The 16,760-nt window shown below is 44.0% G+C and carries 16 protein-coding genes; 10 read left to right on the top strand and 6 right to left on the bottom strand.

Going from position 1 to position 16,760, the window contains the following annotated elements; translation table 11 throughout:
* Positions 1–82 precede the first annotated feature (82 nt).
* The 7 genes from SGLY_RS09145 (at position 83) to SGLY_RS09115 (ending at position 6,632) form a co-directional block, all read left to right on the top strand.
* Positions 83–673, top strand: a complete 591-nt coding sequence (locus SGLY_RS09145; protein WP_013625004.1) for a hypothetical protein — start codon at positions 83–85, stop codon at positions 671–673.
* A gap of 62 nt (positions 674–735) precedes the next feature.
* A complete protein-coding gene (locus tag SGLY_RS09140) occupies positions 736–1,689 on the top strand; it encodes an ABC transporter substrate-binding protein (protein ID WP_013625003.1) in 954 nt (317 codons plus the stop codon).
* Positions 1,690–1,714: 25 nt separating this feature from the next.
* The gene (locus tag SGLY_RS09135; protein ID WP_013625002.1) at positions 1,715–2,470 is read left to right on the top strand and encodes an ABC transporter ATP-binding protein; all 756 of its coding nucleotides are present in this window, start codon (positions 1,715–1,717) and stop codon (positions 2,468–2,470) included.
* On the top strand, positions 2,467–3,228 hold the full coding sequence (locus SGLY_RS09130) for an ABC transporter permease (RefSeq protein ID WP_013625001.1): 762 nt from the start codon (positions 2,467–2,469) through the stop codon (positions 3,226–3,228). Before SGLY_RS09135 ends, SGLY_RS09130 begins: the two co-directional genes overlap by 4 nt.
* Positions 3,229–3,414: 186 nt before the next feature.
* Positions 3,415–5,124, top strand: a complete 1,710-nt coding sequence (locus SGLY_RS09125) for a glutamine--tRNA ligase/YqeY domain fusion protein (RefSeq protein WP_013625000.1) — start codon at positions 3,415–3,417, stop codon at positions 5,122–5,124.
* Positions 5,125–5,135: 11 nt separating this feature from the next.
* Positions 5,136–6,029 carry an EamA family transporter RarD gene (gene rarD, locus SGLY_RS09120; RefSeq protein ID WP_013624999.1) on the top strand — a complete coding sequence of 298 codons (894 nt, stop codon included), beginning with the start codon at positions 5,136–5,138 and terminating at the stop codon, positions 6,027–6,029.
* Positions 6,030–6,035: 6 nt separating this feature from the next.
* Positions 6,036–6,632 (top strand): HD domain-containing protein, encoded by a 597-nt coding sequence (locus SGLY_RS09115; RefSeq protein ID WP_013624998.1) that lies wholly within the window; start codon positions 6,036–6,038, stop codon positions 6,630–6,632.
* 63 nt (positions 6,633–6,695) lie between these two features.
* Here the strand turns inward: SGLY_RS09115 and SGLY_RS09110 are convergent, their stop codons facing one another.
* Positions 6,696–6,896 carry an alpha/beta-type small acid-soluble spore protein gene (locus tag SGLY_RS09110; RefSeq protein ID WP_013624997.1) on the bottom strand — a complete coding sequence of 67 codons (201 nt, stop codon included), beginning with the start codon at positions 6,894–6,896 and terminating at the stop codon, positions 6,696–6,698.
* A gap of 222 nt (positions 6,897–7,118) precedes the next feature.
* Between SGLY_RS09110 and SGLY_RS09105 the strand changes: the two genes are divergently transcribed.
* Entirely contained in the window at positions 7,119–8,063 is a 945-nt protein-coding gene (locus SGLY_RS09105) for a mechanosensitive ion channel family protein (protein WP_013624996.1), read from the top strand.
* Here the strand turns inward: SGLY_RS09105 and SGLY_RS09100 are convergent.
* Positions 8,060–8,398, bottom strand: coding sequence for a P-II family nitrogen regulator (locus SGLY_RS09100; RefSeq protein WP_013624995.1), 339 nt, complete (start codon positions 8,396–8,398; stop codon positions 8,060–8,062). The genes SGLY_RS09105 and SGLY_RS09100 overlap by 4 nt on opposite strands.
* 181 nt (positions 8,399–8,579) lie before the next feature.
* Between SGLY_RS09100 and SGLY_RS09095 the strand changes: the two genes are divergently transcribed.
* Entirely contained in the window at positions 8,580–9,164 is a 585-nt protein-coding gene (locus SGLY_RS09095; protein ID WP_013624994.1) for a CPBP family intramembrane glutamic endopeptidase, read from the top strand.
* Positions 9,161–11,167, top strand: coding sequence for an elongation factor G (locus SGLY_RS09090; RefSeq protein ID WP_013624993.1), 2,007 nt, complete (start codon positions 9,161–9,163; stop codon positions 11,165–11,167). Before SGLY_RS09095 ends, SGLY_RS09090 begins: the two co-directional genes overlap by 4 nt.
* A gap of 27 nt (positions 11,168–11,194) precedes the next feature.
* On the opposite strand, the gene SGLY_RS09085 is transcribed toward SGLY_RS09090, so the two are convergent.
* The 4 genes from SGLY_RS09085 to SGLY_RS09070 form a co-directional block, all read right to left on the bottom strand.
* Entirely contained in the window at positions 11,195–12,619 is a 1,425-nt protein-coding gene (locus SGLY_RS09085; protein ID WP_013624992.1) for a hypothetical protein, read from the bottom strand.
* On the bottom strand, positions 12,612–14,006 hold the full coding sequence (locus SGLY_RS09080; RefSeq protein ID WP_013624991.1) for a HAMP domain-containing sensor histidine kinase: 1,395 nt from the start codon (positions 14,004–14,006) through the stop codon (positions 12,612–12,614). The genes SGLY_RS09085 and SGLY_RS09080 overlap by 8 nt, the downstream gene beginning before the upstream one ends.
* Positions 14,007–14,705 (bottom strand): response regulator transcription factor, encoded by a 699-nt coding sequence (locus SGLY_RS09075; protein ID WP_013624990.1) that lies wholly within the window; start codon positions 14,703–14,705, stop codon positions 14,007–14,009.
* Between the two features lie 95 nt (positions 14,706–14,800).
* Positions 14,801–16,696 carry an acyltransferase family protein gene (locus SGLY_RS09070; RefSeq protein WP_013624989.1) on the bottom strand — a complete coding sequence of 632 codons (1,896 nt, stop codon included), beginning with the start codon at positions 16,694–16,696 and terminating at the stop codon, positions 14,801–14,803.
* Positions 16,697–16,760: the final 64 nt, after the last annotated feature.

The raw sequence follows: 16,760 nt of genomic DNA, 5'->3' as shown, positions 1-16,760 counted from the left end.
ATTAATTTACCAAATACTTCTGGTTTAGTTCAAAACCTTCCTGCAAATAATGACCATGATAAAAAATTTTTTGGAGGAAAAGATGACAAAAGAAAATAAAAATTTTTCCAATTACGCAAATATCATAGGAACAATAGCAACGGCTATTCTGGCAGTTACGGCTTTGATCACCGTTTACATTACGGTAACGGCCTGGAAAGAGCAAAGGGAAGCCAACAGGCCGTATTTTACCTTCAAAGAATCTCCGCAAGTCGTTCTTCTGGAGAAGCTGGAATTTAATACAAAGCTGACCAATGTCGGCAAACATCCTGCAACAAAACTTTTAAGCAAGTCGGTTGTCCTTCCTCATGATCTGAAAGGGGAACCATTTTCGGTGGAAAAAAATGAGCTGGTTAATGATATCCCTCAGGATGCTTCGGCAACTTTGACGATTTTTCTGGAAAACCCCGAAAGCCCGCAGAAAGAAAATAAGCCGCTGAATTTAGACCCCTATTTCATTGTGATTAATCTTTATTATGAAGATCCTATTATTAAAGAAACCTTTAATCAAAGTCTATATCTGAAATGGAATGGGATAAAAAATGGATCTATCCTGTCAACCTCTCATGCCGAGCAGGATGAAAAGGACAAAATCCTCGAGTATCTGCAAAGCAATCAGATTAATATGAATTGATTAATTTCCCTGATTATCCTAATATTATTAGTTGACAGATATTTTAATTAAGGAGTCTTACAATGAAGAAACTGCCGTTATTCCTGATGCTTTTTTTGTCACTGACCTTTGCAGCAATAACCGGCTGCAGCACTCCGAAGCAAGCTCAAACCGTCAAGATCGGGGTAATGCCAATTGAGGATTATTTACCTTTCTATGTTGCGGAAAAGGAAAATTTATTTCAAAAAGATCAGATTAATGTTGAATTGATCCCTTTTGCCAGTGCCCAGGAAAGGGATACGGCCCTGCAGGCAGGCCAGATTGACGGAGAGATTGCGGATCTTGTTGCGGTCGGCCTTCTAAAAAAAGGCGGTACAGAGATCAAGGTGGTATCAATCGGACTCGGAGCGGTCCCTCAAGAAGGAAGATTTGCCCTCCTTGCTTCTCCAAAGTCCAATTACCGGGATCTGAAAGACTTAGCCGGGGTGGAAATCGGTGTATCCGAAAATTCTATTATTGATTATGCCACTGATCAGATGCTGGCCGATGCCGGCTTAACTGAAGATCAAATCAAAAAGCTGTCCATTCCTAAGCTGCCTGTTCGTAAGGACTTGCTTCTGACCGATCAGATTAAGGCGGCCTGTCTGCCGGATCCGCTTGCTGCCTTAGCCGAGCAGCAAGGGGCCAGGTTAATTCGAGACGATACATACAAAAATATCTCTCAAACCGTCGTTTTATTCAGAACGGACAGTCTCAATGACAAATCCAGTGAAATCAAGCAGCTTTTGCAGATATACGGCGAAGCGGGCCAAATGCTCACAGCCAACCCTGAACAGTATCGTTCTTTAGTCGTTGAAAAGGCAAATGTTCCGGAGCCTTTGCAGGAAAGTTATGCGATACCGAAGTTCTCCGCTTTACAGCTGCCGATTCGAGAAAATTATGACAGTGTGATGGACTGGATGGTAGGGAAGGGCTTATTGAGCCAGAAATATTCTTATGAAGATTTAGTTACGGATGAATTTATTGAAAAAAGTTAAAGACAAGGCAGAGTAGGTATAAGTAGTGATCGAAATTGCCGATTGTACATTGGACTATCAACAAGACAAAAAAAGAATTCGTGTCCTGGATCAATTTGACCTCAGGATTAACAGGGGAGAGAGCGTTGTTCTGATTGGCCCCTCGGGATGCGGTAAAAGCACTTTGCTTTACCTGCTGGCCGGCCTGTTAAGGCCCACCGCAGGCCGGGTAATGATTGAAGGTGCTGACGTCGCCGGGCCCCGCCGTCAGACCGGATTTATTTTGCAGGAATACGGTCTATTCCCGTGGTTAAATGTTGAAGAGAATATCAGATTAGGACTGAAAATCAGGCATGAAGCTCTTCCTGCCGCCAGAGAAACGATCGAGCGCATTCTGGCTGAAATGGGACTGGCGCAGTATCGAAAACATTATCCCTCCCAGTTAAGCGGCGGGCAGAGACAAAGGGTTGCCCTCGCCAGAATTCTAACCCTTAGGCCGGATTTACTGCTGATGGATGAACCCCTTTCTTCTTTAGATGCTCTGACCAGGGAAAGGCTCCAGAATTTATTATTGGATATCTGGAAAAAAGGGGATATCACGACTGTTTTGGTTACCCACAGTATTGAGGAGGCCGTTTTCTTAGGGAACCGGATCATTGTTCTGGCAAACAAGCAGCCCACCTTTATCCTGAATGAAATCGCCAATCTCGGAATGGGTTCAAGAACTTACCGGAATACGGAAGATTTTTTTAAAACAACGAATCAAATCAGGGCTCTTCTGGAAGGGGGAGCTGAATCATGACCTCAAAAATACTGGTCCGGGCCAGAGGATACATCTTAGCCGGGGCAGGAATCATTCTCTTCTGGCATGTATTGGCCTTGCTAGTTCACTCCCCGATGCTTCCTCCGCCCCAGGAGGCTTTTGCCGCGACGCTCCGCTTACTGGGCCGTGATTTAGGGAGCCATTTGCAGGTGAGCGCATTCCGCGTTATTCTCTCAACAGTATTATCATTATTGATCGGCTTTCCTTTAGGATTAATCATGGGTTTTGAAGCAAAACTTGATAAAATACTGGCGCCGGTAGTCTATCTGATCTATCCTGTCCCCAAAATTGTTTTTTTACCGTTGATTTTATTTTTTCTGGGTCTGGGGGATATCTCTAAAGTATTTTTAATTACCTTCATTGTGTTCTTTCAGATTCTTGTGACAACCAGAGACGCGGTAAAAAAAGTCCCCTTCGAAATGATCGATTCTCTCCGGTCGCTTGGCGGGAACAGGTTTCAGATCTACCGCCATGTCCTGATCCCGGCATCCTTGCCTGATGTTCTGACCGCGTTGCGGGTAAGTATGGGGACAGCGATAGCAGTTCTCTTTTTTGCCGAATCTTTCGCCACCAGTCAGGGTTTGGGATATTTCATTATGGATGCCTGGAGCCGCTCCGCCCAGGATGAAATGTTTGCAGGGATCATTGTGATGGGCGCCTTGGGCACCGTGTTGTTTATTGTTCTCGATATGCTTGAAAGCGTGGTATGCCGCTGGCAAAAAATACGGCGGCAATAGGCGGTCAGAAACCAGACGGCTGCTTTGTTTATTAATAGGCGGGAATAGAGTATACTTATTAATTATTCAATTGAATCATTTAATCTGAAAACATTATATTCTGGTTACGATTTATTCTATAAAATGATTATGATTTCATTTTAAGATAGATTATAATGATAGTTCAGAGATCATTTTAGGGGGGTATTGAGTATTAATACTTCGTTTTCAACTGCAAATTCCAACTTTATACGCAATATCATTATTGAAGACAGGGAGAATCATCCGGGTAAGGAAGTCCATACCAGATTTCCGCCTGAACCCAACGGCTATTTACATATTGGCCATGCCAAGTCCATATGCCTCAATTTTGGTTTAGCTAAAGAATTTAACGGCTTATGCAACCTGCGCTTTGATGACACCAACCCCAGTAAAGAAGAAACAGAATATGTCGATTCCATTAAGGAAGATGTCAAATGGCTGGGCTTTGACTGGGAAGACAGGGTGTATTATGCTTCCGATTACTTTGAAAAGCTATATGAATTTGCCCTCAAGCTGATCAAAAAGGGTAAGGCGTTTGTTTGTGACCTTTCGGCGGAAGAGACCAGAGCATACCGGGGCACACTTACTCACCCCGGCAAGAACAGTCCGTTTCGTGACAGAACAGTGGAAGAGAACCTGGCACTTTTTGAGGAAATGAAGGAAGGCAAATATCCCAACGGAGCTAAAGTTTTACGGGCTAAAATTGATATGGCTTCGCCAAATCTTAACTTAAGAGATCCTATTCTTTACCGGATCATGCATGAAGAACACCATCGGACAGGTGACAAGTGGTGTATTTACCCCATGTATGATTTTGCCCATCCTTTATCCGATGCCTTGGAAAATATCTCGTATTCCATCTGCACCATGGAATTTGAAGATCACCGTCCCCTTTATGACTGGCTGATCAAGGAATTAATTGAATCCAAACAAAAGCCCCGTCAGTATGAGTTTGCCAGGTTAAATCTGACCAATACGGTGATGAGCAAAAGGGTTTTGCGTCAGCTTGTTGAAACAGGGACCGTTGATTCCTGGGATGATCCAAGGATGCCTACCATCTCCGGTTTACGGCGGCGGGGCTATACTCCGGAAGCTATCCGGGATTTTTGTGAACGGATCGGAGTTGCCCGGGCCAACAGTCTTGTTGACATTTCGATGCTGGAACATTGCCTGCGGGAAGATTTGAATACGAAAGCCCCCCGGGTAATGGCCGTTTTAAATCCGGTTAAGGTCGTAATTACCAATTATCCTGAAGACCGGGTTGAATACCTGGAAGCGGAGAATAACCCGGAAGACTCCCAGGCCGGAACACGGATTGTTCCTTTTGCCAGGGAAATCTATATCGAACGGGAAGATTTTATGGAGAACCCTCCCGGCAAGTTTTTCCGCCTGGCTCCGGACCGGGAAGTAAGGCTCAAACACGCCTATATCATCAAATGTACAGGCCTGGTCAAAGGGGATTCCGGAGAAATCCTGGAAATCCACTGTACCTATGACCCGGAAAGCAAGAGCGGGGGATTGACCAGCGGCAGAAAAGTGAAAGGAACCCTGCACTGGGTTTCCTGTGCCCATGCCAAAGATGCTGAAATCAGATTATATGACTATCTGCTGAAGGGTGAAGATTTGGAAGCATCCACTGGGGAAGATGAAGCTAAGGACAATGACTTTCTGTCCCAAATCAATCCTCAGTCCAAAGTTGTTCTTGCGGGGTGCAAGGTTGAACCAAGCATAACAGATGCTAAACCGGGAATGACATTCCAGTTTTTAAGGCAAGGCTATTTTTGCGCGGACAATAAAGACCATCAGGCCGATCAGCTTGTTTTCAACCGGACTTTGGGGCTTAGAGACAGCTGGGCGAAAGCCGGAAAATCCTGAGCGGGGACCATATGACCGGGCGGAAAAATATCTTCGCTGATGGAATCGGTCAAGTTTTCCTGGCCGTCATTCTTTGGGGATCATTGCCTGTATACTGGAAACAGCTAACCGGAATTTCTCCCGATCAGATTCTTGCCAACAGAATAATCTGCTCTTTTGTTTTTGTCTTTCTGATTCTTGTTGGACAAAAACGTCTAAACTATTTCCGGGATGTTTTGAGAAATGAAAAAAAGGGCATCATTTTTTTAAGCGGATTGATGATCACCTTAAATTGGTTTACCTACATTTATGCAGTCAATACCGATCATATCATTGAGGCAAGCCTGGGTTATTATATTAATCCCTTACTGACCATTCTTCTTGGGCGGATTGTCTTGAAAGAAAAGATGAACGTTCAGCAGGCCACAGCTTTATTTTTCGCGTTGACAGGTGTGGTCGTCTCCACGGTTTCGTATGGCAAGCTGCCTGTTATTTCTCTTGTTCTGGCCTTTACTTTCAGTATTTATAGTTTATTGAAAAAGAGAGTGCAATTTGATGTCGTTACAGGCCTGACTCTGGAAACAATGATTGTTTTTCCGGCAGCGGTTTGTTATTTGCTTATTCTTCATTTTCATGGAGTTAAGGTTTACGGCGGTTTAACCTATTCCGAATTGCTTTTCCTCTGGGGCACCGGAGTCATTACGGCCATTCCGCTGATGCTTTTCGCTTATGGCGCCAAGAAGGTCCCTTTAATCACAATGGGGTTTATTCAATACCTGACCCCGACATTGAGCTTGTTCATTGGCGTATTCTTCTACCATGAAGAATTCAGGGCGGTTGAGACGGTGACATTCGGTTTGATTTGGTTTGCTCTGGGCATCTATACTTTTTCCCAGCTAAAAACATTGTCCAGGCAAGAAAGGTAAGAAGAAATGGATAAAAACAGAATTGCGCAGCAAGTCAGGTTTATTTTTGAAATAGATAAGCTCAAAAACGTTATCCGTCAATCCAGAATCAGCGATAATTCCAGAGAAGAAAATGATGCCGAGCATTCGTGGCACCTGGCAGTTATGGCCCTTATCCTTAGGGAATATGCCAATGATAAAGATTTGGATATTTTCAAAGTCATAAAAATGCTTTTAATTCATGACATTGTGGAAATTTATGCCGGTGATGTGCATGTCTATGATATTGAAGGCAACAAAGATAAGTCCATAAGAGAAAGGAAGGCTGCGGAAAAAATATTTTCTTTATTGCCATCCGACCAGGCTGAGGAATATCAAAGCTTATGGTTGGAATTTGACAGCAGGATAACAAATGAATCCAAATATGCCAATTCTATAGACAGATTGCAGCCAATCATGCTGAATTGTACAACGGAAGGACATACCTGGAAAAAGTTTGAGATAAAAAGCCCTCAGGTTTATGAAAAAAACGGGCATATTAAAGATGGCTCAGAGGAAATATGGTCTTTGGTTCAAAAGCTTTTGGCAAGTTGTGTTCAAAAAGGCTATTTATCGGAAGAATAAAATAACACTGGGTATTCCAAGTTATTTGGAACACCCAGTGCCGGATTGTATTTTGTCAACCGGTTAGATCTGTTTGGATTTCAAATTCTGTTCTGCAAAAGAAACCAAACGTTTGGTCATTTCGCCGCCAACAGAACCGTTTTCACGTGCGGAACGGTCTGGTCCCAATGTAGCGCCTAATTCATTGGCTACTTCATACTTCAGCTGTTCTAAAGCTGAATTTGCACCAGACACTACGGGCTTGTTACTACTTCTGTCTGCCATTTTTTTTCCCTCCTTTTTTAACATTTATTGTTTGGAGTCGTACTTATTATTTGCCATTATTTCTTTTCTACTCAGGTAATTGTTGCTGAAACATTCAATGAAAACCATAATTGGAAATTCACACACAAATCATGATTACTTTCAATTCATTATGCTGATTTTTGTTTTATCAAATGGCTGCCAGGAACTGATACCTCCATAATAAGCAACAGGGAGATTAAAATGGTGAAAAATATTAAACAAAACCATAAAGATTTCTTTCATATCCTTCTGGCATTTAGAAGCCCTGCTTTAGCATTCCTCATCTTTTTCGTCCTCTATCTGGCCATAAAAGCACTTCCTTATTTTGATTATTCCGCCGGTTTTGAACAAATCTTGGATCAGATTCTGCGTTCCTTGCTCATACTGACGATTGCCTGGGGGCTGAATAATCTGGAGTCCCAATCTTCGTTTATCTTTGCCGGTTTATCCTCGAAACTGCAATTGAACGTTGACAAGATGCTGATTCCCTTCGTCTCGAAAATTTTAAAATTTATTACCTGGGCTTTTGCCTTTCTCATCATCATTCAGGAATGGGGCTACAATGTCAACGGACTTATTGCCGGACTGGGGCTGGGCGGATTGGCCTTTGCCCTGGCCGCCAAAGATGCCGTTGCCAATATTTTTGGAGGAGTCGTGATCATCCTTGATAAACCATTTACAATCGGAGATTGGATTGTTGACGGCGGAATCGAAGGGACCGTTGAAGATATTAACTTTCGGAGTACAAAAATAAGAAGAGCAGATCAGGCTCTTGTTACGATTCCGAATTCCAACCTGGCCAATTCGTCAATTATCAATCAATCCAAAATGGGCAAAAAGCAGGTTCAGCTCAAATTGAATTTATTTTATGACACTCCGGGCGAAAAGATCGTTCAAGTTATCGCGGAGATTAAAGAAGTTCTTCACGGTTCTATACAGATTCATCAGGATAACATTGTCGTCACCTTTAACGAGATTTCCAATATAGGGTTACAGGTATTGATCAATTACTTTACTTTGACCACTGATGGTGAACAATATCTGCAAATAAAAGAGGATATCAATTATAAAATAATCGATATCCTGGAAAAACATCATGTTCATATGTGCGGGCAGGAGCAGATACGCTATTCTGATAACCGTTAGACTGCGTCTTCTCCGGATTCCTCCGTACGAATCCTCACAGCGTTCAGGACATCGTAGACAAAAATTTTCCCATCGCCGATTTCACCGGTTTTAGCATTTTTCACAATAATATCAATGACTTTATCAACCAAATCGTCAGGGACAATGATTTCCAGCTTAACCTTGGGAAGCAGATTGATCGTATAAGTGCTGCCGCGATAAACTTCTGTCTTGCCTTGCTGAAGACCACAACCGATAACACTGGTAACCGTCATTCCCTTGACACCAAATTTTCCGAGAGCTTCTTTTACTTCTTCCAGCTTTGCCGGACGAACAATAGCTTCAATTTTTTTCATATTTTCCACCTCTTTTTTAAATTAAAAAAACCCTCGAAAACAATTCGAGGACTTCTTTGTCCAGAAGATATTCACAATATTATAGTAAGCAATAATCTGGGAAAATGCAATATGGATAGATAAATGAATTTTGTATTCATCAGGAAATTATTGCGGCAGAAAATTTGGAGAAGGATTGATTATGCGAGGAATTAACCGAAATGGTTTACTGTTGAATCTTCTTCTTTCCAATGTCATTCTTTTGATCGTTGGCTTACTTTTGTTGAAATATCTGGCTTTGCCAAAGTTAAATTTTGTTCTGTTTTCCTCCCAAGGAGTTCTCTCCGCCATCCTTCAAACAGCAGGCTTTACTTTTTTGCTGTTGACCGTAGTCTTGATTTTTACAGTCCTGATTCCCCAAGAGAAGCTCAATGATGAAATCAACGAACGATTATTTGAATCCCTCTCTTATCCTGAACTCGCGGCAGTTTTTCTTTTTGGGGCAATCGTTGAAGAATTATTGTTCAGAGTTGTGCTCCAATCTTATACCGGCCCGGTTTTATCCAGTGTCCTTTTTGCGTTGGCCCATTATCGTTATCTCACAAAACCGTATATCCTGATTCAGGTATTGATGATTGGTCTCGTTCTGGGCTGCGCTTACTGGCTGACAGGGGTGTTCTGGGTTGTGGTTGCCATTCATTTCTGCCTGAATTTGAGCATGGCTGTCCTGGAAAAGACAGGCACCATCAATAAAATATCCAAAAAATCGTATGGAGATGAAGCATGAACATGATCAATCTTGCTTTAGCGGCTCATGTTGATTCCGGAAAAACCACTCTGGCCGAACAGATTTTGTTTCAGACCGGCACTCTTCTGAAAGCCGGAGATGTCAATAAAGGATCTTCGCGCTTAGATTGGACAGAGATTGAAAAAAAGCGGGGGATAACGGTTTTTGCCGAACAGGCTTTTGTGCACCGGCGGGGGATTAAGCTGAATATTCTGGATACTCCCGGACATACAGATTTCTACACAGAGTTGGAAATGTCGTTGAGTGTAGCGGACATCGCGGTCATTCTCATTTCAGCTGTCGATGGTATTCAGCAAAACACAGAAAAAATTTGGGATTTGGCCGGTAAAAAAAAGCTTCCGGTTATTTTCTTTCTGAATAAAATGGACAGGACCGGCTCAGATCATCAAAAAGTGATCACGGAAATCCGGCAAAGGCTCTCTCCCCATGCCCTTCTTGTTCAGGAGGCTAAATATGGCGAAAGCGATTTGGCCGGGATCGAGGACCTGCTGCTCCAACAAACGAGCGATTCCGCAATTTTGGAACACCTTGCCGAAAAGGATGATTCCATTCTGGAAAAGTACCTCAGCGGAACAGAAGTATCAGCGGACGAATTGCTTGCGGCAGCTCAAAAACTATTTTTACAGAGAGAGCTTTATCCGGTCTTGCTGGGCTCCGCTGCCAAAGGTATCGGGGTTGTCAATCTGCTTGATTGCGCAGTTGATTTATTTCAGCCGCCGGACAGAGAGGCTCTCTCTGCGCAAGACCTGCGGGCCAGGATATATAAGGTCAGACATGATCCCAAAGCGGGCCGCCTGGCTTATGTCAAAGTGCTTTCCGGACAAATTCAGGTTAAGGACTCCGTTATTCTGGAGGAAAATCAGGTATGCAAAATTAACCAGATCAGATTGTACAACGGCCCTAAGTTTATCCTCGCGGATCGTTTGGAAGCTGGTGATCTTGGAGTCCTGAGCGGGCTGGGCACCGTAAAAGCCGGGGATGTTATCGGCCAGAATGAAATCACCAACGAAAACCCGGAGCTTAAACCGATCCTTTTAACTAAAATTGAATTGGAGCAGGAAGAGGATTATCCGGCCCTGCTCAAAGCCTTGGAAATACTGGAAGCGGAAAATCCTGTCCTGGCCGCTGAGATAGACAGTTCGGCGAAAGAAATCACCATTAAAGTGATGGGCCTCGTCCAGATGGAAATCTTAGAAGAAATTTTTGCCGAAAGATTCGGTTTGCAGATTAAACTGGGTAAACCTTATGTCATGTATTATGAGACAGTAACCGCCAAGAGCAAAGGGTTCTGTCACTTCGAACCGAAAAAACATTACGCGGAGGTGGAGATTGAACTATCTCCCAATGAACGGGGCAGGGGCAATGAGTTTCAGTCTCTGGTCAATCCGGATGATTTTCCTCTCCAGTACCAGACAGTGATCCGCAAGACAGTGGAGGAAGCCCTGAAAAGAGGAGCCCTTGCTCATTTGCCTGTTCAGGATGTGGTGATCAGGTTGATTGCCGGCAAACACCACCTGGAGCATACTCATGGCGGGGATTTTCGCATTGCAACGATCAGGGCAATTCAACAGGCCCTGGAGAATAATCAGCTTTTGCTCTTAGAACCCATCATGGAATTTAACCTTGTCATCCCTAACGATTTTGCCGGAAGGATACTTGCCGATATTTTAAAAATGAATGGGGAATATACCACAACGGAAAGTCAGGGCACTGAAATCATGATCAAGGGATTTGTGCCGGCTTCAACTTCAATGGAATACCCCTTGGAGCTTGCCGGGATTACAGGAGGGGCAGGGCGGATCAGGATGAAATACCACAGCCTGAGAGAGTGTCACAATGAGGAAGAGGTCTTAGACCGGATCAGAGCAAGGGAAAGCAGTCAGGACAAGAATCGGGATTCCAGTGAGGATATTCTCTATAATTCAGTGTCTTTATTCAGAGCAAAAAGAAAAATGAAGAAAGTCACCAATGATCAAGAATGAATTTTTCCCCGAGAGGAGCCGAAAAGGTCATCCGGGGTTTGCGCCGGTAAACACCTGGGCCCCGTTGGAAAGAAAGGCTTTTTCCCAATTGTCAACATAAGAGCCTGTGGCCCATTCCGCCATAATCACAGTTTGCCCTTCCCGAAGTTTGATTTTGATCAAAGGTTCGTTATCCAGCTGCCCCATACTGAGACCATAGACATAGAGCGTATTTTTGGTCAAAACAAGAGCAATATCCTGGCTCGGAGAAGTGAAAGCATCTGCCGCGTCGGGAATACGGTCTTTAATACTTTGCCAGTTTAAACACAAGGTGTCATAATAAATCAATTCTTTGGGGGGAATCACATTTACGTTAAAATCTAAAAATTTGGGTTGCATTCCATCCAGATAGTTCAGTCTCCCGTGAAGATACCAATGTCCGTTTTTACGGGCCAGCCCGAAATTCTCCTCGAAATGGCTTTCGTTGATTATGGCAACCCCGTTTTTAAGAATATCCCGGCGTGTCTTGTCCCGGGCGTTATGATAAGCGGTTAAGTCGCTGTCGCCAAAAAAATCGGAGACCTTAAGACCTGTCGGCGAGGAGAGCTTATCTACCGGTAAAACCTGTAATTGACTGATCCCCTTAACATTGCTTTCAATTACAGCATAATCATTACCGATATAGTTCACAATTCTATTCTCCGTTTGAATTTGGTCTTTTTGTTTATTGGAAACATCATAAGCGCTTAAAGCCTCATTTTGAGTCGTCTCACTTTGGCCCGCTTCCAGTTTCCAAAAGCCGCTGTTGCGCGGAAAAAAGATACTGTCAAGAGTCAACACCTGGTGAAGTTTCTTATTATCAGCTGCCAGCCATAGTGTTTGATACGTAAAACCTTTGTCTTGAGGTGTTCTCAGTCCCAGCAAAACACCGGAAATTTCTGTTTGACCCCGACTGTTCAGCCGGACAGTATCACGATTTATTGGAACTAAAGAAGAATCCGCCTGATCCAAAATCTTCTCCATCAAAAACGCCTGATTTTGCACAAAAGCGATGATTTTGATCTCATTGACTTTCATAAATTCCCCCAGAAAATTCCCATCGGAAGTTGAGACGGTGATGACGGTAACTTCTTGGACCGGCACCAGGCTGTTGATTGAATTTAAGGACTTTGTCTTGAAATAATCCGCCGCATTGACCTTTTTCAGTTTATAAGTGGGATGCTCCCATAAAGAACCCTTAATCATAGTGAATTCCCTGGTAAATTGGGCGATATTCTCAATCTTTTGCTGCTCATCCTTTTGCAGGGGTTTGCCGTTGTCCAGATCCTCAAGGACCGCCCACTTTCCTTCCAAAGGACAGACCTCATTAACCGGAGGCATGATCTTACCGGCTGTTGTCCAGGAAAGATCGGAACAGCCGGTAAGCAAAAAGAGCAAAAATGTGATCAGCAAAAACTTTAAAATCCTACTCATTCAAAACCTCCCCTTGGGGTAAGGTAATTCGTACAGTTGTTCCTTGATCAAGCTCACTATTTATCTCTAATTGACCCTTCATCAGAACCACGATTTCTTCACAGATGGACAGGCCAATGCCGTTTTTGGAGCGGGAGCTTTTTCCCTTATAAAACTTTTCTTTCACCATAGGCAATTCCTCAGTACTTATTCCACAACCACTGTCCGAAATGGTAAAGCGAATTTCTTTGTCGAAGTTCTCTGCTTTCAACATAATGCTCCCGCCTGCAGGGGTAAAATTGAAAGCATTATCCAGGATATTGATGAACAGTTGTTTCAGACGGTTGATGTCAGAAACCAGACAAGGCAGATCCTCCGGACAGCAAAGAGAAAAATTAATATTTTCCCGCACGGCGCGAGGGGTCAATTGTTTGTGGATGTGTTCCATCAGATGAACAATATGGATCGGCTCATTATGCAGCTTGATCCGACCGGAAACAAATTTGGAGAAATCCAATAATTCCTCAACCATGTGGGTCAGGCGTTCACTTTCTTTGGCAATGATATTTAAGCCGTCTTTGAGCATATCTTTTTGTTGAAATTGTTCATTTTGCAAAGTAATCGCCCAACCCATAATTGAAGTGAGCGGGGTTCGCAGCTCATGGGAAACTGATGAAATAAAGTCGTTCTTTAACTGTTCTTTTTTCACGATTTCATCAGCCATATAATTTAAGGTATCGGAAAGCTTACCGATTTCATCTTCATGGGTTTTTCTGCTTCTTGCTTTAAAATTGCCCGCAGCAATTTCCTGAGCGGCTTTTGTCACTTCTTTTAGCGGCACAATAATGGTATTTGCTAAAAAAATGCTGATTAAGCCTGCAATGAAGATCACCAGAAGGCCAATGGAGATAAAGATTTTCGCCGTATTTTGGATATCCTGATCAACAGTACTCAATGAGGCAATAAAGCGTAATGCTCCTACGATTTCATTATTGGATTTTAATGGATAGGCGACACTCATCACCTTTTGACCGTTAAACATTCCAATCCATTCGCCCAGTCTTCCCTCCAAAGCTTCACTGATATCATCAGCCGCCACCAGATCCTGTTGAATGACCCCCAGTGAATCCATAACAATCTTGCCGTCTTTATCGACAATTTCCACTTCGGCATTACTTTGATTCCAAAAAGCGTCCACATTGTAAAGAATGTTTTCCTGGAGAGACGTATCTGAAAAATACTTCGCATATAGGTCCGCAGAGATTTTGATTTGGCTTGTCAGGCTGCTCCTCAGGCTGGCATAGTAATTTTGCCGGACAGCATAAATAAGAAGGATCTCAAGGATTGTTACGGTAATCATAATCACGATCATGAAATTGACGGTCAGTCTTGCTCTAATCCCTCTCATTTAAGACTCCTGCTGCCATCTGTATCCGGAACCCCATACGGTTTTAATATAATCCGGATAGGAAGGGTGATCCTCTATTTTTTCCCGTAACCGCCTGATATGGACATCCAGGGTTTTTGTATCCCCGAAATAGTTCTCACCCCAGACAGCATTTAAGATTTCATACCGTTTAAGGGCTTTTCCCTGGTTTTCCATAAAAAATTTCAGTAAGGCAAATTCATTGGGTGTTAATTCAATTTCAAGTTCATCTTTGAATAATTTATTAGCCGTGATATCCAAACACAATTTTCCGCAGTTCAGGACTTGCTTTGTCTCTTTCGGTCCGTTCCTGCGCCGCAGAACCGCTTTGATCCGGGCCGTCAATTCTATAGGGTTAAACGGTTTGACAATATAATCGTCTGCTCCGAGCTCCAAGCCCAGGATTTTATCCGTATCCTGTCCTCTGGCCGTCAGCATAATGACCCTGGTTTCCGGCATAGTGGCGCAAATATGCTGACAAACTTCAAACCCGTCGATACCGGGCAGCATGATATCCAGTACGACAATATCAGGATCAAGCATTTTAAGCTTGTCGAGGGCCTCCTCTCCGGAAACGGCTTCACTCACCAGATAGCCGGCCGCGTTCAAGTTAAGGGTAATAAAACGCCGGATCGATTCCTCATCTTCAACGACCAGGATTTTTATCTTTTTTCTGTTCAATTCAATCACTCCGCATCGGTAATTCAAAGCTGATATCTTCTTTTATTTTAAACCAACTCGGGAGATTTAGGATAGTCCTCTGTTTCAATTATTACTTACAGGGGAGTAAGGGCGTTCTGCAAAAGCTGGCAATATACTTCAATACCTTTTGGAGTAAGATGGACACCATCCTCGTAAAAATACTCATGATGACCGGTGCTCGCCAAATACCAGTCTACAAGCTTAGTCCCGGGATAGGAAACGGCAGCTCGTTCCAGTGTTTCATTGACCTCATCTTGCCAGGGACGCGGAACACGGGTATTGACCAGAATAATCTGCTTGACCTGACCCAAGGAATCCAGCAGGTCTCTCAATTGCACCTGGCTGAACGGCCCGTTGGTCCCCAGCTCAATAATAACCCGTTCACCTAATAAGCTTTGTGTTTTCAGCCTGTTGACTAAACCTACTGCTTCATCCATCTGGCGTCCAATCTGGGCGTCAATTTCAATGCCCGGTAAGCGTTCTTCCAGGGCGGATTTGGCACCGGCTATTACCGAATCGCCGATAATGATCACACCTTGGCCTGAGCCGGTTTTTGGGGGTGAGACCGGAGGCTGTGCCGCTTCGGGTTTTGACTCAGACTCTGCTTCAGGCTCAGGTTTAGGCTTTGCCGCCGGCAGATTGAGGACAGCCATCGACGATGAGGCAGAAGCAAAATCAATTTGTTCTGCGGTCTTGATTTCCGGGGCTGAAGAAACACCAATTATGGATAAGACAGTATCCAGGTCCTTTGTCTTTAAACACGTTACTCCTGCTATGGTGAGAACAGATAACCCCAGAAAATAAAACGCTAAGGCAAAGCGCATACTGCGGCCCAAGGATCTCAGCCTGTATTTCAGATCAGGAAATTTCCCGGGCTGCCTTTGTTCAGCCCGAAAGCGGACCGGCTTTTCAATCAGCTGCCAGGATAATTCAGCCAAAATGATTATGGCCGCCAATTGCTTCAAAACCAGCATCATATCCAGCCCCCCGGTATTTACAGAAGGGCTTGTTAAGAGAATAACAGGATAATGCCATAAATAAATCGCGTAAGAACGAACACCAAGCCACCGCAGGGGCTGTTTCCCCAACAGTTTGGCCAGACGGCCGGCAGGATGGGCGAGGACGGCGATCAAGACGGCTGAGATCAGGGAAAATAACAGCAGTCCGCCACGATAAAGGAAAGAATCATATTCGTTCGTTTGCCAGATCATCAGCAGAACAGCAATCAACGCGGCTGCTCCAACCAGATCCAGAAGCAAACGGTCTCTGGATGGCAGGGTAAGGGATAATTTCTGCCGCGGCAGGGCAAGAGCCAGTATTGCTCCGATCAGCAGGGCCGAAACTCTTGTATCCGTACCATAATAGACCCGGCTGGGATCCGTACCGGGCTGATAAAGCAGGGCCATCGCTATACCTGAAGCCAAAATCCCAGCCAAAGTCAGGACAACCAGCCAGCCTCTGCGCGGCAGGTAACGCAGCCCCAGCCCTAACAATACCGGCCAAACCAGGTAGAATTGCCCTTCTACAGCCAAAGACCACAAATGGCCCAGAGGGGAAGGAGGACCGAAGCTGGCAAAGTAGGAAACATCGTGAAAAATTAACCACCAATTATTCAGGTAAAAAACGGCGGCCAGAATATCCCCTTTGAGGGAATCTAAACGGGCGGGATTCAGCAGGACAGTCCAAATCACAGTTCCTGCCAGCATGACCAGTAAGGCCGGCAGCAGCCGGCGAGCACGCCGCTGGAAAAAATCCTTAAAATCGATCCGCGCCGACAAATTCCACTGGCTGACCAGGAGATCGGTAATCAGATAGCCTGATAAAACAAAGAACAAACAGACCCCCAAAAGCCCTCCCGAGGCCCATTTGAAGTTCAAATGATAGGCAATCACCGCCAAAACAGCTATTGCCCGCAGTCCATCCAAGCCGGGAATGTATGTATTCCGTTTTTGTTCTTTTTCTTTCAGCATCACGATCATTCCCCTTCTTCAGTAAAAATTAGGACATCCTAAGATAAAGATACCAATTTTTGTT

The sequence above is a fragment of the Syntrophobotulus glycolicus DSM 8271 genome, assembly GCF_000190635.1.
GTDB lineage: Bacteria > Bacillota > Desulfitobacteriia > Desulfitobacteriales > Syntrophobotulaceae > Syntrophobotulus > Syntrophobotulus glycolicus.
Note: the sequence above shows the minus strand (reverse complement) of the source record. Positions and strands in the feature narration are given on the sequence as shown.

What these genes read in the sequence shown, in the direction of transcription:
- SGLY_RS09095 (WP_013624994.1), top strand. Translation starts at nt 8,580, where the DNA reads ATGCGAGGAATTAACCGAAATGGTTTACTGTTGAATCTTCTTCTTTCC.
- SGLY_RS09105 (WP_013624996.1), top strand. Translation starts at nt 7,119, where the DNA reads ATGGTGAAAAATATTAAACAAAACCATAAAGATTTCTTTCATATCCTT.
- rarD (WP_013624999.1), top strand. Translation starts at nt 5,136, where the DNA reads ATGACCGGGCGGAAAAATATCTTCGCTGATGGAATCGGTCAAGTTTTC.
- SGLY_RS09080 (WP_013624991.1), bottom strand. Translation starts at nt 14,006, where the DNA reads ATGAGAGGGATTAGAGCAAGACTGACCGTCAATTTCATGATCGTGATT.
- SGLY_RS09100 (WP_013624995.1), bottom strand. Translation starts at nt 8,398, where the DNA reads ATGAAAAAAATTGAAGCTATTGTTCGTCCGGCAAAGCTGGAAGAAGTA.
- SGLY_RS09140 (WP_013625003.1), top strand. Translation starts at nt 736, where the DNA reads ATGAAGAAACTGCCGTTATTCCTGATGCTTTTTTTGTCACTGACCTTT.
- SGLY_RS09085 (WP_013624992.1), bottom strand. Translation starts at nt 12,619, where the DNA reads ATGAGTAGGATTTTAAAGTTTTTGCTGATCACATTTTTGCTCTTTTTG.
- SGLY_RS09145 (WP_013625004.1), top strand. Translation starts at nt 83, where the DNA reads ATGACAAAAGAAAATAAAAATTTTTCCAATTACGCAAATATCATAGGA.
- SGLY_RS09115 (WP_013624998.1), top strand. Translation starts at nt 6,036, where the DNA reads ATGGATAAAAACAGAATTGCGCAGCAAGTCAGGTTTATTTTTGAAATA.
- SGLY_RS09070 (WP_013624989.1), bottom strand. Translation starts at nt 16,696, where the DNA reads ATGCTGAAAGAAAAAGAACAAAAACGGAATACATACATTCCCGGCTTG.
- SGLY_RS09110 (WP_013624997.1), bottom strand. Translation starts at nt 6,896, where the DNA reads ATGGCAGACAGAAGTAGTAACAAGCCCGTAGTGTCTGGTGCAAATTCA.
- SGLY_RS09090 (WP_013624993.1), top strand. Translation starts at nt 9,161, where the DNA reads ATGAACATGATCAATCTTGCTTTAGCGGCTCATGTTGATTCCGGAAAA.
- SGLY_RS09130 (WP_013625001.1), top strand. Translation starts at nt 2,467, where the DNA reads ATGACCTCAAAAATACTGGTCCGGGCCAGAGGATACATCTTAGCCGGG.